Origin of the sequence: Actinomadura sp. NPDC048955, from assembly GCF_040649435.1 — a bacterium.
GTDB classification, from domain to species: domain Bacteria; phylum Actinomycetota; class Actinomycetes; order Streptosporangiales; family Streptosporangiaceae; genus Spirillospora; species Spirillospora luteofluorescens.
The window spans coordinates 61707-82332 of record NZ_JBEZJI010000040.1 but is presented as its reverse complement, the minus strand read 5'-3'; the positions used below and the strand labels follow the sequence as shown (position 1 = coordinate 82332).

Genomic DNA, 20626 nt, shown 5'->3' with positions numbered 1-20626 from the left:
CGGCACGGGGCGACCCGGCCGAACTCGACCGAGCCGATAAAGGCACTGGCTTTTAACACGCTGTTGAGTTCTCAAGAAACGGACACCCACCGCGCCGGACCCCGCTCTCGCGGCCCCCGGCTCCGGGGCAACCCTGCTAACTTACCAGACTCATCTTCAGTGTCAAGTCGATCTGCGAAGATCTTTTTGACGTCCGAAGGTGTTTCCGGTCCCCCACGCGACGAACACCAACCAAGCCGAAGACTCGGAAGAGATCGTTCCGTGGGAGGCGCCCTGCGGGCCGGCCACCTTGCGGCGTCCTGCATCCCGTCCGGGCTTGTACTTCCAGAGTACCCCGGTGCGCAGAACGCTGCGAACCGTTTTCCTCTTTCAGTGTCCCCCGGGGCCGTCCGCCTGTCGGCGTCCCGCATCCCCTTGGGGCACCACAGAGATTAGGCAGCCTCGGAAGGCCCGTCAAATCGGGCTCGGCCACCTGTTCGCCCGTCCGCCGATACACCCAGGTCACGTGCGGTTCACGTCGTCGGCGTTAGCGCCCCGTCAGCGTCACGTCAGCGTCCGCGCCCCGCTGTCCGCGCGGCGTCAGCGCCCTCGTCCACGGTGGTGACCGTCACAACGAAAGACTTACGGGAGGCACTCGGATGGACGATGTGATCCGCGCGGAGGGGCTGCGGAAACGGTTCGGGGACACCAAGGCCCTGGACGGTGTGGACATCACGGCTCGCCGCGGCACGGTGCTGGGGGTCCTCGGGCCGAACGGTGCGGGCAAGACCACCGCGGTGCGCGTGCTGGCGACGTTGCTGAAGCCGGACGCCGGCCGTGCCGAGGTGGGCGGGTACGACGTCGTCAAGGACGCGGTGCGCGTCCGGGCCAAGATCGGGCTGACCGGGCAGTACGCGTCGGTGGACGAGGAGCTGACCGGCTTCGAGAACCTCGTGATGATCGCCCGGCTGCTGGACTTCGGGCGCGCGGAGGCGAAGGCGCGGGCGCGGCGGCTGCTCGACCGGTTCCGGCTCACCGACGCGGGGGCGCGCGCCGTGAAGACGTACTCGGGCGGGATGCGCCGCCGGCTGGACCTGGCGGCGAGCCTGATCAACCACCCGGAGATCATTTTCTTGGACGAGCCGACGACCGGGCTGGACCCGCGGGCGCGCAACGAGGTCTGGGACACGGTCCGGGAGGTCGTCGCCGAGGGGGCGACGGTCCTGCTGACCACGCAGTACCTGGAGGAGGCCGACGCGCTCGCCGACCGGATCGCGGTGTTCGACCACGGGCGGGTCATCGCCGAGGGCACCTCCGACGACCTGAAGGGGCGGATCGGGCGGCAGACGCTGGTGGTCCGGGCGGCCGAGCCGTTCCGCACGGCGCAGCTCACCGCGATCGTCGCGGAGCTGACCGGGGAGCGCCCGGAGGTGCAGGAGGCCGCGGGCCTCGTCACGGCGCCCGTGCACGATCCGCGCCTGCTGTCGGTCCTGGTGAGGCGGCTGGACGAGGCGTCCATCGTCGCGGCGGAGCTGGCGTTGCGGATGCCGAGCCTGGACGAGGTGTTCCTCACGCTGACGGGCCATCACGCCGAAGAGCCCACGTCCGAGCTCGTTTCCGAGGGGAGCCTGGCATGACCGCCATCACCGTCGACAGCCGTCCGTCCGCCGCGGAGCCGCCCGCGCGCATCAGCATGAAGCGGACCCTGCGGCACGGCCTGACGCTGGCGTGGCGCAACGTCGCCCAGTTGAGGCACTCGCCGGAGAAGCTGCTGGACACGACGCTCATGCCGATCGTGTTCCTGCTGCTGTTCCTGTACGTGTTCGGCGGCGCGGTGGCCGGCGACACGCATTCCTACCTGCAGAAGCTGCTCCCGGGGCTCGTCGCGCAGATGGCGATGTTCGCCACCATGGGGCTCGGGACGGCGCTGAACGAGGACATCCACAAGGGCGTGTTCGACCGGTTCCGGAGCCTTCCGATCGCCCGTTCGGCGCCGCTGCTCGGGACGGTCCTCGGGGACACGGTCCGGTTCATCACCGTGATGACGGTGCTCGTCGGGTTCGGGTCGGTCCTCGGGTTCCGGTTCCACACCGATCCGCTGTCGGTGCTGGCGGCGTTCGCGCTGGCGTACGTGTTCTACCTGGCGGTCTGCTGGATCTCCGTGCTCGTGGGGCTGGTCGCCCCGACGCCGGAGACGGTGCAGGGGCTGGCGTTCATCTGGGTGATGCCGCTGACGTTCGGCAGCAGCATCCTCGTGCCGGACACGTCCACGATGCCGGGCTGGCTGGAGGCCTGGACGAAGGTCAACCCGGTCACGCACCTGGCGGAGTCGGTGCGGGCGCTGACCGTCGGCGGCCCGATCGGGAACCACGCCTGGTACACGCTCGCCTGGGCCGCGGGGATCGTCCTGGTGACGTTCCCGCTGGCCATGCGCATGTACTCGCGGAGGGCATGACGTCCCCCGAACGCGCGTCGCCCCGGAGAATCCGTTCTCGGGGCGACGCGCCTTTTCGGGCACCGAAGATGACGACCTGGGAACGGGTGCGCTCAGATGGAGGTGACCAGCCCGTCCGCCTGTTCGAAGACCTCGTCCCGGGTGACCAGCCGCCCCCGCTCGTACGCCGCGGCGAACGCCTCCTCGCCGAGGACGCCGCTGACGAGCGGGAGCGTCCTGCAGACCTCGTAGTTCGCCGCGTCGCGGTAGCCGAGGAGGTTGTGCGCCGTGCCCAGCAACTCGGCCGCGCGGATGTGCTCCCCGCGCGCGGCCGCGTAGGCGGCGGCGCCCTCGACCAGGGCCGCCACGGTCGGGTTTCCCATGAGCGCGTCGTTCGGCAGGTCGCCCAGCGCCTGGACGTGCCGGCGCTTCGCGGCCTCCAGGTCGCCGTCCTCCTCCGCCAGGCAGCCGAGGCGGCTGAACGTCCTGCGAGCGGTCTGCGCGAAGTCGGGGCGGTGCCCACGCGACTCGACCCACGCGCACGCGCGGTCGGCATGGCTGTGGGCGGCCTCGCGGTCGCCTTCGAGCAGCGCTATCTCGCACAGCATGAGGGACGAGTTCGCGGCGTCGGCGAGCTCGCCGATGCGCTCGGACTGCACCATGGCGCGTTCGAGGTCGGCTCGGGCGCGCTCGATCTCGCCCTGCCGGGCGCGCGCCCACGCGAGCTGGGCCAGCAGCGCGGAGCCCTGCTCGGGGCTGACGCCGCCCGTGGCGTAGCCGTGGGCCTCCTCGCCGAGGCGGACGGCCTCCGCCAGGTCGCCGCGCGCCATGGCGGTCTGCATCATCCCGCTCAACCCGACGATCATTCCGAACCGGTCGCCCAGCTCGCGGAACCGCGCGTAGCCGTCGGCGGCCTGCTCGGCGGCGTCGTCGATCTCGCCGTGGTTGATCCCCATGTGCGCGAGGATGACGCGGACGACGGCGCGCACCCACGGGTCGGCGTGGTCGCGGATGCGGCCGAGGCTCCGCCGGACCTCCGCCATGTCCCCGCCGAACATGCTGGCCCCCGTCTCGGCGAGGGCGAGCAGGGGATGCATGGGCACCGAGGGCACCGCGGCCGCCGCGTCGCTCATGGCCCGGCGCAGCGACTCCTGCGTGGGGCCCGACTCCTTGGTCATCTCGGTGACCATGGCGGCGGCGACCACGCTTATCGCGTACTGCTCCTCCAGGCCGGGGGGCGCGGCGCCGCCCGCCATGTCGCGGACGGCGACGGTCCAGCCGCCCGATTCCCGCTCCATGTCGCGCAGGATCCAGAACCACACCAGCGCGCCCACGAGCCGCAGGGCGGCCTCGACGTCTCCGACCTCGGTGACGTGCCGGAAGACGACGGTGATGTTCTCGCGTTCGGCGGCCAGGCGGGCGGACCAGACCAGCTGGTCGTGGCGGCGCAGCTCCGGCTCGGCGCGCTCGGCGAACTCGATCAGATAGGCGGCGTGCGCGTCGCGGACGCGGCGGGTCTCGCCGGCCTCCTCCAGCCGCTCCGCCGCGTAGACGCGGACGGTCTCCAGCAGCCGGTAGCGGACGTCGGTGTCGCCGTCGGCCATCACCAGCGACTTGTCGATGAGCGCGGCGATCACGTCGATGACGTCCTGCGGGTCGGGCGCGTCCGGCGCGTCGAGGCCGCAGACGCGGACGGCGGCGTCCGGCGTGGCGCCGCCGGCGAACACCGCGAGGCGGCGCAGGACGGCGCGCTCCGTCTCGTCCAGCAGGTCCCAGCTCCAGTCGACGACGGCGCGCAGGGTCCGGTGCCGGGGCAGCGCGGTGCGGCTGCCGCCGGTCAGCAGCCTGAACCGGTCGCCGAGGCGGGCCGCGACCTGGCCTGGTGTGAGGGAGCGGAGCCGGGCGGCGGCCAGCTCGATCGCGAGCGGGATCCCGTCGAGCGCGCGGCAGATCGCGACGACGTCGGCGACGCTGCCGGCGTCCACGGCGAAGCCGGGGCGGACGGCGGCGGCGCGGTCGGCGAACAGCCGCACCGAGGCGTAGCCGAGGGCGTCGGCCGGGTCGGCGTCGTCCTCGGCGGGCAGCGGGAGGGACGGCACAGGGCACAGCGACTCGCCGGTGATGCCGAGCGGTTCGCGGCTGGTCGCGAGGACACGGACGCCGTCGGCGTGCGCGACGACGTGGTCGACGAGCCGGGCGACGGCGTCGATGAGGTGCTCGCAATTGTCCAGGACGAGCACGGTGCGCCGGGTGGCGAGGAAGTCGGTGAGCCGGTCGAGGGGCCGCACCACCGCGCGGGTCTCGGCGGGCCGGACGTTCTCGGGGACCGCCAGCGCCGACAGCACCGCCTGCACGACGTCGCCCGGGTCGCTGACCGGCGCGAGCGGGACGAACCACACGCCGTCCGGCATCTCGTCGAGGAGCGCGGCGGCGCTCTCCCCCGCCAGTCGCGTCTTGCCGGCGCCGCCGGGGCCGGTGAGGGTGACCAGGCGGGTCTCGCGGAGCAGCTTGCCGACCCGTTGCGACTCCTCCTCCCGTCCCACGAAGCTGGTGAGCTGCGCGGGCAGGTTGGAGCGGGCGGGCCTCGGGACGGCGGGTGCCGGTTCGGGCGGCGGGGCCGTCGCCTCCCGCCGGAGGATCGACAGGTGGACGGCGGCGAGCTCCGGGGACGGGTCGACGCCGAGCCGGTCGGCGAGGGCGCGCCGCGTCTCCTCGTACACCTCCAGGGCGTCGGCCTGGCGTCCCGCCGCGTACAGGGCGCGCATCAGCTGGCCGCGCAGCCGCTCGCGCAGCGGGTGCGCGGCGGCGAGGGGCTCCAGTTCGGCGACGGGCGGGACGGGGAGCCCGGCGGCGATCTCGGCGTCGACGCGGTCCTCCACGGCGGCGAGCCGCAGTTCCTCCAGCCGCACGATGGTCGGGTGGGCGAAATCGCTGTCGGCGACGTCGGCGAGGGCGGGGCCGCGCCACAGCGCGAGCGCCGCGCGCAGGCCGTCCGCCCGGGCGCCGGGGTCCGGCTCGGCGCGGGCGGCGGCGACCGCGCGCTCGAACGCGACCGCGTCGATCTCGGCGGGGTCGATCCCGAGCCGGTAGCCCGCCGGGCCGTGCTCGACCATGTCCCGCCCGGCGACGCCGCGCAGCCGGGACACGAGCGCCTGGAGCGCGTTCCCGCCGGGCGGGGAGCCCTCCCACAGGTCGTCCAGCAGCCGCTCGGCCGACACGGGGCGGCCCGCCTCGGCCGCCAGCCGTACGAGGAGGGCGCGCAGCCTGCGGCCCGCGACCTCGACGGGCCGCGCGGCCGCGTCCCGCACGTCGAGCGGTCCCAGGATGCCGATGCGCACGCGTGCCCCCTTCCCGGGTGCCATTGTCCCCGATGTGTGGATCTCGCGAGCCGGGTACGGCTTCCTTATGCCTAGAGCACAGATCAAGGACGAGAAGAAGTACCAGAAGCTCCGCGAGAAGGGCGAGAGCAAGGAGAAGGCCGCGCGGATCGCGAACGCCTCCGCGGCCCAGGGAGAGAAGAAGGTCGGGCGCAGGGGCGGCAAGAGCCCGTCCTACGACGAGTGGACGAAGGACGAACTGCTCAAGCGCGCCCGCGAGATCGGCATCCAGGGCCGCTCCTCGATGAACAAGTCGGATCTGGTCAAAGCGCTGCGCGACCACTAGGCGCTCTTCGCACCGAGGGCAGCCGATCCCTGCCTGATCGCCCCCCGAAAGAAGGAGAGCCCATGAACGGGGTCGTCGACACCGCGCGCAAGCAGAAGGAGGAGTACGCCGCCGGGGAGGACCGGCCGCTCGGCTCCTACCTCGGCACGCTCGCCGTCTACGCCCTCACCACGGGGGCGCTGTCCCTGCTCGGCCGCCGTCTCCGCGACCGCGCCCCCGCGATCGGTCTCGCCGACCTGGCGCTGATGACGATCACGACGCACAAGGCGTCCCGGCTGATCACGAAGGACCCGGTGACGAGCCCCCTGCGCGCCCCGTTCACCCGCTACTCGGGGACGGCCGGCCCGGCCGAGCTGTCGGAGGAGGTGCGCGGCAAGGGGGTCCGGCACGCCGTCGGCGAACTGATCACCTGCCCGTTCTGCACCTCCCAGTGGGTCGCGACGGCCTACGCGGCGGGCCTGGTGTTCGCTCCGGACGCGACCCGTCTCGCCGGTGCCACGATGACCGCGGTCGCCGGCTCGGACTGGTTGCAGCTCGCCTACGCGCGGCTCCAGAAGTCCGCCGAAGGCTGACGCCCCAAGCGCCACGTTTGTCACAGATACGGGGGGTACGGCGAACCCATGGATCTGGCATTCCTCAAAACGCTGTACCAAAAGCCGGGACCGTACGCGTCGGTGTACGCCGACCTCACCCGGACCACCGAGGACGCGTCCAAGGCCGCGGAGCTGCGGTGGCGGGCGCTGCGATCGGAGCTGGAGGCCCGGAACACGCCGGACGCCACGCTCCGCGCGGTCGAGCAGACCATCCGGGACGACCTGGAGCTGCGCCGCTCCGAAGGCATCGTGATCTTCGCGGCGGACGGCGAGGTGGTGCACACCGAGCGCCTTCCCGGCCCGCCCCGCGGCACGCGCGCCACCCTCGCCCCGCTCCCCGACGTCCTGCCCTACCTCGCCGAGCGCGGCGAGCGGTTCCCGCACCTGCTCGCGGTCGTCGACCGGCGCGGCGGCACGATCGACTGCGTCACCGCCGACGGCAGGCGCGAGCGCATCGACGTGGACGGGGACGAGGACTACCCCATCCGCAAGGTCAAGGCGGGCGACTGGAACCAGTCCCGTTTCCAGCGCTCCTCGGAGAACGTCTGGAAGCTCAACGCCAAGAAGGTCGCCCACGAGATCGACAGGGCCGCGGAACGCTGCGGCGCCGAGGCCGTCGTGATCGCCGGTGACACCCGCGCCCGGACGGCCGTCCTGGAGGAGGTCTCGGACCACGTCCTGGAGCACACCGTCGAGGCGGACAAGAACACCACGGTCGACGACCCGGACCTCGACGCCGAACTGCGGCGTCTCCTGCAACTGAAGTCCACCGAGCGCATCATGACCGTGGCGGAGCGGTTCGACCGGGAACTCGCGAACGGGCAGCGCGCCGTCTCCGGACTGGACGCGACGACGGAGGCCGTGCGCCAGGCCCGGGTGGAGACGCTCCTGCTGGCGGACGAACCGGACTCGCAGGCCCGGCTGTGGGTCGGCCCCGACCCGTCCCAGGTCGCCACCACCGCCGAGGAGCTGCGCGAGGAGTTCGGCGTCTCCGACCCCCGTGAGGAACGCGCCGACGCCGCCCTGGTGAGAGCGGCCGCGGCGACGGACGGCGAACTGGTCGTCCTGCCTTCGGACGGCCCGGCCCCGGCCCTGCAGGTGGGCGCCGTCCTGCGCTTCACCGCCTGAGAAACGAAAAGGAGTGGCGCCCTGGGCGACACTCCCGAATCGTTTGTGGAGCTATGGGGATTCGAACCCCAGACCTCCTCCATGCCATGGAGGCGCGCTACCAACTGCGCCATAGCCCCTCGCGAGGAAAAGCTTAGTGCACGTTGGGAGCGGTTGGGACGCGCGGGCCGCGGAGGGTCGCTCCTCCGCGGCCGGCGCCCGGGTCAGGTGTTCCGCGAGGTGTAGACGTACCAGCGGTCGTTGATCGTCGGCACATGGACGGTAAGGCTTTTGAGCCACTCGACCGAGCCGAGGGACTTGTCGCTCTCGACCTTCTTGCCGTTCTCGTCGGTGTACTCGGTGTGGACCTCGTTGCTGTACTGGTCCTTCTGATCCCTCTGCTGCTGCACGATGGAGCACAGCGTCCGGCCGAGGTCGGGCTGGTTCGGGAGCAGCTTGAACGACGACAGCACGTCGAGCGCCTTGGCGCAGTCGTCGACCTGGTAGCCCTGCGCGTCGGGCGGCGGAGCGGCCTGCGCGGGAACGGTCGTCGCCGCGACGGACGCCCCGGCGACGGCTGCCGCGAGCAGCAGCCTCTTCCCGGTGAACCGGCTTCTCATGGGGTCAACCCTCATCTCGATCATGCATCGCCACGTGAGGGCCTTCCCGCATGATCGACACGGCGAAGCGCGGCGGGAGGAAAGGTAGCCGCCGTCATGGTGAAGGCTTTGCGTCAGCTCCAGCCGAGGCGTTCGCCGACCTCGTCGGGCGCGTACCCCCGCTGCCCGCCGTCGCCGATCCACACGATCCCGTCGGCCTGCGTGAGGGTCCCGACGCCGTGCTCCTGCGGCATCCGCGGCTGGATCGCCAGCCGCACCTCGGCCCCGGGATCGAACCGGCGCAGCTCATCGATGAGGTCGGCCACGGTGACCTCGCGCTTCGCCCCCCTGCGGTGTCTTCCCATACCCCGCATGAAACCATCCCCCGCCCGTGCTCAGCCCCACCCGTACACAATCAGACCCCCCGCCCCGAAGGGTGGCAAGGGGCGAAGCCCCCAAGCCACGCAGGCGAAGCCCGCACAGCGCCCCCACCCACTCGCAGATGCCCGAAAAGCTGAGCCAGAAGGGGGGCGAGGGGCGAAGCCCCAGCACGCGGGCGAAGCCCGCACGGCAACCCCCACCATTTTGTAGGTGCCCAGAAAGCTGAGCCGAGAGGGGGCAAGGGGCGAAGCCCCAAACAAGCGAAGCCCGCACGGCAACCCCGCGCCGAGCGGCAGGTGCTCAGGAAGCTGAGCCGGGAGGGGGCGTGGGGGCGGAGCCCCCACATCGGGGGTCTGGGGGTCGCCCCCCAGAAGACACAAAGAAGGGAGCCCCCACCCACGCTTTCCGTGGGTACAGGACTCCCAACTCCGTTCGTGGAGCTATGGGGATTCGAACCCCAGACCTCCTCCATGCCATGGAGGCGCGCTACCAACTGCGCCATAGCCCCGCCGCCGCGTGGACGTTCATCCCGCGGCGCCCAGCCAGTGTATAGGACGGCCGGGGCTGGACTCGAATCGTTTGGGGTCAGGCGCCGGCGTCGGGGCGGTCGTCGCTGAGGACGGGTTCGGGGAGGGTGCCGGCGTTGTGTTCGGCGAGGCGCCAGCCGCCGTCGCGCATTTCGGTGATGACGGACCAGCAGCAGTTGGAGAGGCCGCCGAGGCGTTCCCAGACTTCTTCGGGGAGGCCGATGAGGTGGGACATGCCGAGGCGGAGTGCGGCGCCGTGGGAGGCGACGACGAGCTGGCCGGTGGGCGGCAGGTCGTCGAGGGCGCGTTCGAGGGCGGCGCCGACCCGTTTGGCGACCTGGGCGCTGGTCTCGCCGCCGGGCGGCTGCCAGGCGGCGTGTTCGGCGGGGTAGCGTTCGCGGATCTCGCGGGAGGTGAGGCCTTCCCAGTCGCCGCCGTCGCGTTCGATGAGGTCGCGGTCGTAGCCGACGGGCAGTCCGGTGACTTCGGCGAGGGCTTGGGCGGTGTCGGCGGCCCGGCGCAGCGGTGAGGAGAGCAGCGCGGTGGGGCGGAGGCCGGCGAGGAGCCGGGCGGCGCGCCGGGCCTGCTCGATGCCCGTCTCGTCGAGAGGGATGTCGGTCTTGCCCTGGAAGCGGCGTTCGACGTTCCATGCGGTCTGGCCGTGGCGCCAGAGGACGAGGCGGCGTCTGCCCGGTTCGCGGGCCGGGCGGGCGTCACTCACTGGGGCTCCCGACGGCGCGGGCGCGCTGGGCCTGGTGGGCGGTGACGCTTTCCGGCAGGTCGATGAGGGGGCAGTCTTTCCAGAGCCGTTCGAGGGCGTAGAACATGCGGTCTTCTTCGTGCTGGATGTGCACGATGATGTCGGCGTAGTCCAACAGGACCCAGCGGCCCTCGCGTTCGCCCTCGCGGCGGACGGGCTTGGCCTCGGCCTCTTCGCGCAGGCGCTTCTCGACCTCGTCCACGATGGCGCGGACCTGCCGGTCGTTGGGGGCCGAGCAGAGCAGGAACGCGTCGGTGATGACGAGTTGCTCGCTCACGTCGTAGGCAAGGATGTCGTCGGCCAGCTTGTCGCCCGCCGCCTCGGCGGCGATCCGGACGAGCTGCGCCGCCCTCTCGGATGCGGTCACGGTGCGCTCGCGATCCTCCCTGTAGGGGTCGTCTCCGCTCCCACCTTCTCATGTGAGGCGGTCGATCGACCTCTTTGTCGTTGTTCGACCGCTATGGCAGATGCGGCCCCGGTCTCCGTCCAGAATAGGTGGCCGGGGCGCCGCGTCAGGCGGCACCGCGGTAGAGGCCCCGCTTGTTGATGTACTGGACGATCCCGTCCGGGACGAGATACCAGATGGGTTCGCCGCTGCCGACCCGTTCGCGGCACTCGGTGGAGGAGATCGACAGGGCGGGCACCTCCATGAGGGAGACGCGCCCGTCGGGCAGCCCGGGGTCGGCGAGCCGGTGGCCGGGGCGGGTGACACCGATGAAGTGGGCGAGTTCGAACAGTTCGTCGGTGTCGTGCCAGGTGAGCATCTTCTCCAGGGCGTCCGCGCCGGTGATGAAGAACAGGTCGGTGTCGGGGCCCTGGATCTCGCGCATGTCGCGGAGCGTGTCGACGGTGTAGGTGGCGCCGGGCCGGTCGATGTCGATGCGGCTGACGGAGAAGCGCGGGTTGGACGCGGTGGCGATGACGGCCATGAGGTAGCGGTCCTCGGCGGCGACGACCTTGGCCCCCTCCTTGTGGGCCGAGATGCCGGTGGGCACGAACACGACCTCGTCCAGGGAGAAGAAGTGCGCGACCTCGCTGGCGGCCACGAGGTGCCCGTGGTGGATCGGGTCGAACGTGCCGCCCATGATCCCCAGTCGCCGCTTTTGCGTCATAGCGACGACAATAGCCAGCCGGCCGCCGTCCGGAGCGTCCGCCCCCGGCGGCTCAGCCGAGGCCGGGCAGCGGCGGGTCGCCGTCCTCCCAGGTCACGACGCGGACGGCTTTGCCCACCTCGACCCTCGGCACGGTGCCCTCGGGCAGGACCGCGACCTCGGCGGTGAGGCCGAGCGTCTCGTACAGGGCGTGGACGAGGGCGGCCTCGGGGTCGCCGGAGAGGGCCTCGCAGGCGACCAGGAGCCGTGCGGCGGGGCTGCGCCGGTCCACGACGAGCTGGTAGTGCGGCCGCACGAGCCCGGAGCCGAGCAGGACCCGCTCGACCTCGCTCGGGTACACGTTCACGCCCCGGACGACGATCATGTCGTCGGCGCGGCCGACGATCTTGCTCATCCGCACGAGGGTCCGTCCGCAGGGGCATTCGCCGCGGGTGAGGGACGCGATGTCGCCCGTCCGGTAGCGCAGCAGCGGCAGCGCCTGCTTGGTGGGGGTGGTGAAGACGAGCTCGCCCGGGACGCCGTCCTCGACGGGGACGCCGGTGGCGGGATCGACGGCCTCGACGATGAAGTGGTCCTCGTTGACGTGCAGCCCGTCCTGCTCCAGGCATTCCGTGGCCACCCCGGGCCCGATGATCTCCGACAGGCCGTACACGTCCATCGCCTTGATCGGCAGGACGTCCTCGATGGCGGTGCGCAGCTCCTCCGACCACGGCTCGGCGCCGAAGAGCCCGGCCTTCAGCGACGTCACGTCGACCCCGGCCTCGGCGACGGCCTCCCCCAGCCGGAGCGCGTACGCGGGGGTGCAGGTCAGGATGTCGGGGCGCAGGTCGGCGAGCATGCGCACCTGCCGGTCGGTCATGCCGCCCGACATCGGCACCACGGTCGCCCCGAGCGCGACGGCCCCCTGGTGGATGCCGATCCCGCCGGTGAACAGCCCGTAGCCGTAGGCGTTGTGGACGATGCTGCCCGGCGACGCCCCGGCGCACGACAGGGAGCGCGCGCACATCGCCGCCCACAGGTCGAGGTCGGCCCTGGTGTAGGCGACGAGCGTCGGGCGCCCCCGCGTCCCGCTGGAGCCGTGCACGGCGGCGACCTGGTCGCGCGGCACGGCGAGCATCCCGAACGGGTAGTGGTCCCAGAGGTCCTGCTTGGTGGTGAACGGGAGGTCCCGCAGCCCCGCGAGCGTCACGTCGGCCCCGCGCCCGACCCCGGCCTCCTTGAGCCGCCGCCCCTGCACGCCGCCGGCCGCGAGGAGCCGGTCCACCAGCCCCCACACCCGGTGCCGCTGCAGCGCGGCGCGCTCGTCGAGGGACATCGCCTCGGCCTTCGGGTCGAACATGGCTGCCTCCAGGGGCGCGGCCAGAGCCGGACGGGGCACCCGCGGCGGGGAACCCTGCGGCACGGTGGATCGTCGGAACTACCATGCCAGACTTGGCTTATCCCCTGTTGAAAGGAATTTCCCGCTTCGTCGCCGATCGCCCGCTCGGAAAGAAGACTCCCGTTGAGGTCTGACATCGGCTCCACAGGCGTTTCACCTCTCCGCCAGCCCGACGGCGAGGATGTTGCGGGCCGCGTTGACGTCCCGGTCGTGCTCCGCTCCGCACGAGCACGTCCAGGTGCGAACGCCCAGCGGCAGGTCCCGCCGGACCGCCCCGCACTCGGAGCAGCGTTCGGACGACGGATACCAGCGGTCGATGACCACGAGGTCACGTCCGTACGAGGCGCACTTGTACTCCAGCATGAACCGCCTCTCCCGCCAGGCCGCATCCGTGATCGCGCGCGCGAGGCGATGGTTGCGCACCATGCCGGCCACGTTGAGGTCCTCGATGACGACCGCTTGGTTCTCGCGGACGAGCCGAGTCGTGAGCTTGTGGAGGAAGTCGCGTCGCCGGTCGGCGATTCTCGCGTGGACACGCGCAAGCCGGAGCCGGGCCTCGGCATGGCCGGCGGACCCCGGCTCTCTTCGCGACAGCACGCGTTGCGCTTTGAGGAGGAGTCGCCTGCGGCTCTGACGGCCTGGAAGCGGGAAGACGATCTCTCGTTCCTCAACGAAATCTCCTGCGTGCCTCCTCCCTCCTGTGCGAGATCCCCGTCGAACCCTTGGCGCCGACAGATAAGCCGGTCGGATTGGACCTTTGTACGCCATGCTCCGGCCCTCCTGGTGAGCCTTGACGCGCGCCTCCAAGGCCATGTTGTAGACCAGACGAACACAACCAAAGGTTCGACTCAGGTGCTCGACCTGTTCCGAGGTCGGGTAGAAGCGGTACCGGAAGGACCGGCGAACACAGTGCGTCACACTGTGAACACTATTCGAACATGTCGGCGAAGGTCGGACAGACGCGTGGACCCGCAGCCCCGGACGTTCCCAGGGCATGGCACCGTCTCACGTCCGCCCGTTGACAAGGCCCTGCACCCTCCAGGAGGTCGGACATGACGGAGAACACACCGGATCGAGCACGTACGCGGTTCCCGGGGATCAGTTCCCGGGCCTACGAACACCCGGCGGACCGTTCGGCGCTCGTGGCGCTGCGCTCGCTCTCCGGGTTCGACGTCGTGCTGCGCAAGCTGTCGGGGCTGGTCAACGAGCGGTCGCTGCGGCTGATGTTCCTCGGCGGGACGGTGCGCGTCGGGGAGGACCAGTTCCGCCACATCTACGACATGGTCCGCGACGCCTCCTACATCCTGGACATGCCGGAGGTTCCCGAGCTCTACGTCCGGCAGGACCCGACGCCGAACGCGATGGCGCTCGGGTCCGACCACCCGTTCATCGTGATGAACACCGGCCTGATCGACCTGCTGGACGAGGAGGAGCTGCGCTTCGTCGTCGGGCACGAGGTCGGGCACATCCTGTCCGGGCACGCGGTGTACCAGACGATGATGCAGATCCTGCTGCAGCTCGGGGCGCGGCTGGCGTGGCTGCCGCTCGGCAACGTCGGGATCGCGGCGATCATCATCGGGCTGCGCGAGTGGTTCCGGAAGGCGGAGCTGTCGTCGGACCGGGCCGGGCTGCTCGCCGGGCAGGACCTCGACGCGGCCAAGCGGGTGAACATGAAGCTCGCGGGCGGGACGCGGCTCGGCGAGATGAGCGCCGAGGCGTTCCTGCAGCAGGCGCGCGAGTACGACGCGGCCGGCGACGTGCGGGACGGGCTGCTGAAGTTCATGAACCTGCTCGGGCAGTCGCACCCGTTCGCGGTGATCCGGTTCGCCGAGATCGACCGGTGGGCGCGCAGCGGCGAGTACGACCGCATCCTGGCCGGGGACTACGCGCGCCGGGACGACGACGGCAACGCGTCGGTCCGCGACGGGATCAAGGAGGCCGCCCAGTCGTACCGCGAGTCGTGGGAGCGGACGGCCGACCCGTTCGTGGGCAAGGTCCGCGACATGGCCGACGCGGCGGCGGGGGCGGCCGGCGGGCTGTTCGACCGGTTCACCCGGCGCGACAACGGGCCCACGTCCGGCAGCTGACCGGGCATCGAGCCGGGCCGCCGCGACACGGACGCGGCGGCCCTTCGCCGTTCCTCAGAAGGGGGACGGGACCAGCAGCTCGACGTTGCGGTCGGCGGCCTCGCCGCGGCGGTCCTCCTCGCGGTCCTGCCAGTCGTTGCCCGCCAGCTCGCGGGACAGCGACGCCAGCCCGACCGGGTCGGTGAGGCGGCCGCCGTGGGAGGCGGGCCCGGCGGAGTCGAGGATCGTCGCGAACACCGAGAGGGTGCCGTCGCCGTTGTCGGCCAGCTCGACGATGCGGCTCTGCTGCGGGAAGTCGATGTGCGCGGCCGTGTTGACCTCCCAGAAACCGCCGCCGCCCTTGCGCGCGTGCGGGATGACCTGGTTGCGGTGCGTGTGGCCGTTCACCCACAGGACGACGTTCGGGTAGCGCAGCAGGAGCGCCTCGACCTCGTCGCCGAGGACGCGGTCGCCGCCGAGCGGGTTCTCCAGCGAGCCGATCGGGTGGTGGCTGAACAGGACGAACAGCCGGTCCTTCACCGCGTGCTTCACGACCGAGCCGTCGGGTGCCGTGTAGCGGCTGCTACCGGCCTTGAGCTGCGACTCCAGCCACGCGAGCTGCTTCCTGTCGAGCGAGCCCTCGGAGTAGCCGTTGGGGTTGACGGTGTCGAGGACGAGACCGCGCACGACGCCCTTGTCGAAGGCGTAGTAGGCCGTCCCGTCGCGCAGGTTGGCGAGGGTGAAGCCGTGGCCGCGCAGGGACGCGGTGGTCTTGAAGTGCTCGGCGACGACCTCGGCGCGCGACAGCATCCGCCGGCCCGGGTCGGGGGTCACCGGGCGGAACAGGCCCCCCGCGCCGCCCTGCTCGCGGCTGAGGCGGACGAGTTCGGCGGCGTTTCCGCCGCTCATCATGCGGGCGAGCCGCTCGGCCTGGCCGGCGTCCGCCGGGGCACCGATCTTGATGCCGCCGGTGGCGAGGCCGGAGACCAGCGGGTTGACCGGCAGGTTGCCCTGGACGAGCCCGTCGTGGTTGCCGAACGCGGCCAGCCACGGCGCGTCGAGGCCGGTCGCCTGGAAGGGGCGGCGCGCGGCGTCGATCAGGCCGTGCACGCGCGGGAACCCGTACCTGGTGCTCGGCAGGTCGGCCTCGGCGCCGGGCGGCGGGCCCTCGGGGTGCCAGAACGAGCGGTCGTAGGACGCCCAGTCCATGACGCCCTCGTAGCGGTCCGGGTCGCCGGAGTCGGGGCGGATGCGCCCGCCGTCCAGCAGGTCGATGATCCAGCGGAGCTCGTTGTGCTGGACGTTGTCGGCGGCGTCGCCGGTGTTGATGGTGAAGGCGAGGCCGAGCCCGGTCGCCGGTCCGCGCCCGACCCGGTTCACGGCCTGGACCATCGCCTCGGCGACCTGCGTGGACAGGATCTCCTGCGGCCGGTAGGCGCCCTCGACCGGCAGGACGTCCAGGCCGTCCTTGAGCCGGTCGACGAACTCGACGCGGGCCGGGGACTGCGCGTCGATGATGTGGACGTCGGTGAGGTGGCCGAACGCCAGGATGCCGCGCCGGGTGACGGCCCGGCGGGCGGAGGCGGCGCCGCCGAGGTCGCGGCGCAGCAGGTACGGCTCGCCCGGACCGGTGGTCACCTTGCGGTACCCGCCGGCGCCCGCGGCGCCGAGCAGGTAGGTCCGGTCGAGGGTGGTGCCGGCGGTCGGACCGCGCAGCGCGGGCGCCGCCGCGGCGGGGCGCGCGGGGAAGGCGGCCAGTCCGGTGGTGGCGATCCCCGCGCCCAGGGCGGCGCCCTTCAGGACGCGGCGGCGGCTGTACTGACGAGTCACAATCGTGAATCAGACCACACCCGCACACGTGACATCAATGGCAAAGATGTCACAAATCCGGAGCTCAGCCGCGCACGTGTCCTTCCCCGGTCACCACGTACTTGGTGGACGTCAGCTCCGGCAGCCCCATCGGGCCCCGGGCGTGCAGCTTCTGCGTCGAGATGCCGATCTCCGCGCCGAACCCGAACTCCTCGCCGTCGGTGAAGCGGGTCGACGCGTTCACCATCACGGCCGCCGAGTCGACCAGCGCGACGAACCGCTTCGCGGCCGGCTGGGACGTCGTGACGATCGCCTCGGTGTGCCCCGAGCCGTACCGGCGGATGTGCGCGACGGCGTCGTCCAGGGAGTCCACCACCCGGGCGGCGATGTCGAGCGAGAGGTACTCGGCGTACCAGTCGTCCTCGGTCGCCTCCACGACGTCGCCGCCGAAGGAACGGATCCGGTCGTCGCCGTGCACCGTGACACCGGCGCTCCGCAACGCCTCAAGCGCGCGCGGGACGAACACGTCGGCGATGTCGGCGTGCACCAGGACCGTCTCGGCGGCGTTGCACACCGACGGACGCTGCGTCTTGGCGTTCAGGAGGATGTCCACGGCCATGTCGACGTCGGCGGCGGCGTCCACGTACACCGCGCAGTTCCCGACGCCCGTCTCGATCACCGGGACGGTCGACTCCTCCACCACCGAGTTGATCAGCGAGGCGCCGCCGCGCGGGATCAGCACGTCCACCAGGCCGCGCGCCCGCATCAGGTGCTTCACCGACTCGCGGGACGTGCCCGGGACGAGCTGCACCGCGTCCGGCGGGACCTCGGTGCCGGTGAGCGCGCCCTGCATCACCTCGACCAGCACCGTGTTGGAGTCGTACGCCGACGACGAGCCGCGCAGCATCGCCACGTTCCCGCTCTTCAGGCACAGCGCGGCGGCGTCCACGGTCACGTTCGGGCGGCCCTCGTAGATGATCCCGACGACGCCGAGCGGCACCCGCACCTGGCGCAGCTCCAGCCCGTTCGGCAGCACGTTCCCGCGGACCGCCTCCCCCACCGGGTCCGGCAGCGCGGCGACCTTGCGGACCGCGTCGGCGATCGCGGCGATCCGCTCCTCCGACAGGCTCAGCCGGTCGATCATGTACTCGGAGGTGCCGTTCCCGCGGGCCCGCGCGACATCGGCCTCGTTCGCCTTGACGATCTCCGGTGCGGCGGTGACCAGGGCGTCCGCGATGCGGTGCAGCGCCGCGTCCTTCGCCGACCGCGGCAGCGGAGCCAGCCCCGCGGCGGCCTCCCTGGCGCGCCGCGCCACCCGCAGGAACTCCTCGCGCTCGTCGCTCATCAGCAGGCTCCCGTCATCGCAGTATCACCAGATGGTCGCGGTGGATTATCTCGCGTTCGTACTCGGCGCCCAGCTCACGCGCCAGCCAGCGCGTCGAGCGCCCCATCAGCTCGGGGATCTCGGACGCGTCGTAGTTCACCAGGCCGCGCGCGACGACCGCGCCGCCGGTGTCGCACAGGTCGACCGGGTCGCCCGCGGCGAAGTCGCCGTCCACGCCCGTCACTCCGGCCGGGAGCAGGGACTTGCGGCGCCGCACGACCGCCTCGATCGCGCCCGCGTCCAGCATGACGCGGCCCTGGCCCGTCGTCGCGTGCGCCAGCCACAGGTTGCGGGTCGACATGCGGCGGCCCTCCGCCGGATGGAACAGCGTCCCGACCTGGTCGCCGGAAAGCGCCCGCGCCGCGGACGCGGCGTTGGTCAGCACGACGGGGATGCCCGCGATCCTGGCCGCCTCGACCTTGGTGACCATGCCGCCGGTGCCGACCCGCCCGGAGCCGCCGAGCTCCACGTCCCGGAGGTCGTCCGGGCCGCGCACGTCGTCGATGCGGCGGGTCCCGGGACGGCGCGGGTCCCCGGTGTAGAGGGCGTCGACGTCCGAGAGCAGGACCAGCGCGTCCGCGCGGATCAGATGCGCGACGAGCGCGGCCAGCCGGTCGTTGTCGCCGAACCGGATCTCGTCGGTGGCGACGGTGTCGTTCTCGTTCACGATCGGCAGGACGCCCATGGCGAGCAGCTGCGCGAGGGTGCGCTGCGCGTTGCGGTGGTGGGAGCGGCGCATCATGTCGTCGGCGGTGAGCAGCACCTGCCCCACCGTCAGGGCATAACGGGAGAAGGACGAGGTGTAGCGGGCGAACAGCAGGCCCTGCCCGACGCTCGCCGCCGCCTGCTGGGTCGCGAGGTCGGGCGGGCGGCGGGTCAGCCCGAGCGGCCCGAGCCCCGCCGCGATCGCGCCGGACGACACGAACACGATCTCGGTGCCCTCGCCGCGGCGCGCGGCGAGAACGTCCACCAGCGCGTCGATGCGGTTCACGTCGATCGTGCCCTGCGGCGTGGTCAGCGAGGACGAGCCCGCCTTCACCACGATCCGCCGCGCCTTCGCGACCGCCTCACGCCCACTCATGCCCAAGCTCCGCTCATGATCCTGCTCGGTGAGGGGAGACGCCCCCCGCACCCCGGTTCTCCTTGTTCAATTCTGTCCCTGCGGGAAACGACTCCCGCACCCCCGGATCGCTCCGTTCCTAGGGCCTGCCTCGAAGTGGTCTCGGCCACGCTCGCGAACGCGTGACCTGGCCGGTGCAGCGAAGCCGGAGGCGAGCGGAGCCGGGCAGATCGCGAAGCGATGCCGCGTTCGCCCAGGCCCGGTCGCGTAGCGAGCCGCCAGGCGAGCGGAGTGGGCCGGGACGGCGAAACACAGCCTAGGACCAGCCGTCCAGGCGGCGGTCGGTGCCGCGCGGGCCCCTCGTGCCGTCGCCCGCCGCGACCTCCGGCTCCCAGTCGAAGACGATCGAGTCGTCCATGGTGCCGATCAGGACGGTGGCGCCCGCGCTGGCGCCCGCCTGGCCGAGCGCGTCCTCGACGCCGAGCCGGGCGAGGCGGTCGGCGAGGTAGCCCACGGCCTCCTCGTTGGCGAAGTCGGTCTGGCGCAGCCACCGGACCGGCTTCGCGCCGGTGATCAGGTAGGTGTTGTCGCCGAGGGTCTTGACCTCGAAGTCGGTGTCCCCGCCGACCGGCTCGGGCCGGATGACGACGCGGGTGGGCTCCGCCGGCGGCAGCGAGGCGCGGTACTCGGTGACCATCGCCGCCATCGCGAACGACAGCTCCCGCAGCCCCTCGTGCGTCGCCGCCGACACCTCGAACACCCGCAGGCCGCGGGCCTCGAACTCCGGCCGCACCATCTCGGCGAGGTCGCGGCCGTCCGGCACGTCGATCTTGTTCAGGACGACGACGCGGGGGCGGTCCGACAGCGGGCGGTCGCCCAGCACCCGGTCGTAGGCCTGGAGCTCGCGCTCGATGACCTCGAAGTCGCTGACCGGGTCGCGGCCCGGCTCCATCGTCGCGCAGTCGAGGACGTGCGCGAGGGTGGAGGAGCGCTCGATGTGGCGCAGGAAGTCCAGGCCGAGGCCGCGGCCCTCGCTGGCGCCCTCGATCAGGCCCGGCACGTCCGCGACCGTGAACGTCGAGTCGCCCGCGCTGACCACGCCGAGGTTCGGGATCAGCGTCGTGAACGGGTAGTCGGCGATCTTCGGCTTGGCGGCCGACAGCGCGGCGATCAGCGACGACTTGCCCGCGCTGGGGAACCCGACGAGCGCGACGTCGGCGACGCTCTTCAGTTCCAGGACGACGTCGCGCTCCTCCCCCGGCTCGCCGAGCAGCGCGAACCCGGGCGCCTTGCGTTTGGCCGTCGCGAGCGCCGCGTTCCCGAGGCCGCCGCTGCCGCCCTTGGCGATCACGAACCGGGTGCCCTCGCCGACCAGGTCCGCGAGGACGGTGTCGCCCGACTTCACGACGGTGCCGTCGGGGACGGAGAGGATCACGTCGCCGCCGTCCGCGCCCGTCCGGAGGCTGCCCTGGCCCGGCCTGCCGTTGCTCGCCTTGCGATGCGGGCGCCGGTGGTATTCGAGGAGGCTCGCCGCGTTGGAGTCGACGACGAGGACGACGTCGCCGCCGCGGCCGCCGTTGGCGCCGTCAGGGCCGCCGAGCGGCTTGAACTTCTCACGGTGGATCGAGGCGCACCCGTTGCCGCCGTTGCCCGCCGCGACGTGCAGCACCACCCGGTCGACGAACTGCGCGCCCGATCCCGCTCCAGCGGCCACGGTGACTCTCCTCGGTGAACCTTGGTACGAACGGCGAAGGGGCGGACCGGAAACGGTCCG

General features: G+C 72.1%; 18 protein-coding genes, 2 tRNA genes and 1 pseudogene. 6 read left to right on the top strand and 15 right to left on the bottom strand.

Translation table 11 applies throughout. From position 1 onward, the window contains the following. Positions 1-638 precede the first annotated feature (638 nt). Positions 639-1616: an ATP-binding cassette domain-containing protein gene (locus AB0C84_RS30805; RefSeq protein ID WP_361073378.1), complete on the top strand. Its 978-nt coding sequence runs from the start codon at positions 639-641 to the stop codon at positions 1614-1616. Next, positions 1613-2434 (top strand): ABC transporter permease, encoded by an 822-nt coding sequence (locus AB0C84_RS30800; protein ID WP_179847090.1) that lies wholly within the window; start codon positions 1613-1615, stop codon positions 2432-2434. Before AB0C84_RS30805 ends, AB0C84_RS30800 begins: the two co-directional genes overlap by 4 nt. A 92-nt stretch (positions 2435-2526) precedes the next feature. Here the strand turns inward: AB0C84_RS30800 and AB0C84_RS30795 are convergent, their stop codons facing one another. Next, complete coding sequence (locus AB0C84_RS30795; RefSeq protein WP_361073374.1) at positions 2527-5751, bottom strand: BTAD domain-containing putative transcriptional regulator; 3225 nt, start codon at positions 5749-5751, stop codon at positions 2527-2529. Between the two features lie 67 nt (positions 5752-5818). Between AB0C84_RS30795 and AB0C84_RS30790 the strand changes: the two genes are divergently transcribed. The 3 genes from AB0C84_RS30790 to AB0C84_RS30780 all read left to right on the top strand — a co-directional run bounded on the left by AB0C84_RS30790 (position 5819) and on the right by AB0C84_RS30780 (position 7797). Beyond that, positions 5819-6076, top strand: a complete 258-nt coding sequence (locus tag AB0C84_RS30790; protein ID WP_361073371.1) for a Rho termination factor — start codon at positions 5819-5821, stop codon at positions 6074-6076. A 62-nt stretch (positions 6077-6138) separates the two neighbouring features. After that, positions 6139-6648, top strand: a complete 510-nt coding sequence (locus AB0C84_RS30785; protein WP_361073368.1) for a DUF1360 domain-containing protein — start codon at positions 6139-6141, stop codon at positions 6646-6648. A 48-nt stretch (positions 6649-6696) separates the two neighbouring features. Continuing rightward, complete coding sequence (locus AB0C84_RS30780) at positions 6697-7797, top strand: Vms1/Ankzf1 family peptidyl-tRNA hydrolase (protein WP_361073365.1); 1101 nt, start codon at positions 6697-6699, stop codon at positions 7795-7797. A gap of 46 nt (positions 7798-7843) precedes the next feature. Here the strand turns inward: AB0C84_RS30780 and AB0C84_RS30775 are convergent. The 10 genes and pseudogenes from AB0C84_RS30775 to AB0C84_RS30730 form a co-directional block, all read right to left on the bottom strand. Then, positions 7844-7916 (bottom strand) — tRNA-Ala (locus tag AB0C84_RS30775). Positions 7917-8000: 84 nt separating this feature from the next. Then, on the bottom strand, positions 8001-8396 hold the full coding sequence (locus AB0C84_RS30770) for a hypothetical protein (RefSeq protein ID WP_361073362.1): 396 nt from the start codon (positions 8394-8396) through the stop codon (positions 8001-8003). 113 nt (positions 8397-8509) lie between these two features. Continuing rightward, on the bottom strand, positions 8510-8740 hold the full coding sequence (locus AB0C84_RS30765) for a hypothetical protein (RefSeq protein ID WP_361073359.1): 231 nt from the start codon (positions 8738-8740) through the stop codon (positions 8510-8512). Between the two features lie 451 nt (positions 8741-9191). Then, positions 9192-9264 (bottom strand) — tRNA-Ala (locus tag AB0C84_RS30760). 77 nt (positions 9265-9341) lie between these two features. Next, positions 9342-10004, bottom strand: a complete 663-nt coding sequence (locus AB0C84_RS30755; RefSeq protein ID WP_361073356.1) for a histidine phosphatase family protein — start codon at positions 10002-10004, stop codon at positions 9342-9344. Beyond that, entirely contained in the window at positions 9997-10410 is a 414-nt protein-coding gene (gene rsfS, locus AB0C84_RS30750; protein WP_179847082.1) for a ribosome silencing factor, read from the bottom strand. Before rsfS ends, AB0C84_RS30755 begins: the two co-directional genes overlap by 8 nt. A 145-nt stretch (positions 10411-10555) precedes the next feature. Beyond that, positions 10556-11155 (bottom strand): nicotinate-nucleotide adenylyltransferase, encoded by a 600-nt coding sequence (gene nadD, locus AB0C84_RS30745; protein WP_179847081.1) that lies wholly within the window; start codon positions 11153-11155, stop codon positions 10556-10558. Positions 11156-11207: 52 nt separating this feature from the next. Further along, complete coding sequence (locus AB0C84_RS30740) at positions 11208-12494, bottom strand: phenylacetate--CoA ligase (RefSeq protein WP_361073352.1); 1287 nt, start codon at positions 12492-12494, stop codon at positions 11208-11210. 192 nt (positions 12495-12686) lie between these two features. Beyond that, complete coding sequence (locus tag AB0C84_RS30735; RefSeq protein WP_361073391.1) at positions 12687-13130, bottom strand: transposase; 444 nt, start codon at positions 13128-13130, stop codon at positions 12687-12689. Between the two features lie 207 nt (positions 13131-13337). Next, positions 13338-13451 (bottom strand): annotated as a pseudogene (locus tag AB0C84_RS30730) (helix-turn-helix domain-containing protein); the annotation flags it as partial. 134 nt (positions 13452-13585) lie between these two features. On the opposite strand from AB0C84_RS30730, the gene AB0C84_RS30725 reads away from it, so the two are divergent. Beyond that, positions 13586-14620, top strand: a complete 1035-nt coding sequence (locus tag AB0C84_RS30725; RefSeq protein WP_361073349.1) for a M48 family metallopeptidase — start codon at positions 13586-13588, stop codon at positions 14618-14620. A 54-nt stretch (positions 14621-14674) separates the two neighbouring features. On the opposite strand, the gene AB0C84_RS30720 is transcribed toward AB0C84_RS30725, so the two are convergent. The 4 genes from AB0C84_RS30720 to obgE all read right to left on the bottom strand — a co-directional run bounded on the left by AB0C84_RS30720 (position 14675) and on the right by obgE (position 20566). Continuing rightward, positions 14675-16429: a TIGR03767 family metallophosphoesterase gene (locus AB0C84_RS30720; RefSeq protein ID WP_361073347.1), complete on the bottom strand. Its 1755-nt coding sequence runs from the start codon at positions 16427-16429 to the stop codon at positions 14675-14677. Between the two features lie 64 nt (positions 16430-16493). After that, positions 16494-17753 carry a glutamate-5-semialdehyde dehydrogenase gene (locus AB0C84_RS30715; protein ID WP_179847078.1) on the bottom strand — a complete coding sequence of 420 codons (1260 nt, stop codon included), beginning with the start codon at positions 17751-17753 and terminating at the stop codon, positions 16494-16496. Positions 17754-17766: 13 nt separating this feature from the next. Then, positions 17767-18873: a glutamate 5-kinase gene (gene proB, locus AB0C84_RS30710; RefSeq protein ID WP_361073344.1), complete on the bottom strand. Its 1107-nt coding sequence runs from the start codon at positions 18871-18873 to the stop codon at positions 17767-17769. Positions 18874-19168: 295 nt separating this feature from the next. Beyond that, on the bottom strand, positions 19169-20566 hold the full coding sequence (obgE, locus tag AB0C84_RS30705; protein ID WP_361073341.1) for a GTPase ObgE: 1398 nt from the start codon (positions 20564-20566) through the stop codon (positions 19169-19171). Positions 20567-20626 lie beyond the last annotated feature (60 nt).

Coding starts and splice junctions, on each gene's coding strand:
- AB0C84_RS30805 (WP_361073378.1), top strand. CDS start 639: ATGGACGATGTGATCCGCGCGGAGGGGCTGCGGAAACGGTTCGGGGAC.
- AB0C84_RS30800 (WP_179847090.1), top strand. CDS start 1,613: ATGACCGCCATCACCGTCGACAGCCGTCCGTCCGCCGCGGAGCCGCCC.
- AB0C84_RS30790 (WP_361073371.1), top strand. CDS start 5,819: ATGCCTAGAGCACAGATCAAGGACGAGAAGAAGTACCAGAAGCTCCGC.
- AB0C84_RS30785 (WP_361073368.1), top strand. CDS start 6,139: ATGAACGGGGTCGTCGACACCGCGCGCAAGCAGAAGGAGGAGTACGCC.
- AB0C84_RS30780 (WP_361073365.1), top strand. CDS start 6,697: ATGGATCTGGCATTCCTCAAAACGCTGTACCAAAAGCCGGGACCGTAC.
- AB0C84_RS30770 (WP_361073362.1), bottom strand. CDS start 8,396: ATGAGAAGCCGGTTCACCGGGAAGAGGCTGCTGCTCGCGGCAGCCGTC.
- AB0C84_RS30765 (WP_361073359.1), bottom strand. CDS start 8,740: ATGGGAAGACACCGCAGGGGGGCGAAGCGCGAGGTCACCGTGGCCGAC.
- nadD (WP_179847081.1), bottom strand. CDS start 11,155: ATGACGCAAAAGCGGCGACTGGGGATCATGGGCGGCACGTTCGACCCG.
- AB0C84_RS30740 (WP_361073352.1), bottom strand. CDS start 12,494: ATGTTCGACCCGAAGGCCGAGGCGATGTCCCTCGACGAGCGCGCCGCG.
- AB0C84_RS30725 (WP_361073349.1), top strand. CDS start 13,586: ATGACGGAGAACACACCGGATCGAGCACGTACGCGGTTCCCGGGGATC.
- AB0C84_RS30715 (WP_179847078.1), bottom strand. CDS start 17,753: ATGAGCGACGAGCGCGAGGAGTTCCTGCGGGTGGCGCGGCGCGCCAGG.
- proB (WP_361073344.1), bottom strand. CDS start 18,873: ATGAGTGGGCGTGAGGCGGTCGCGAAGGCGCGGCGGATCGTGGTGAAG.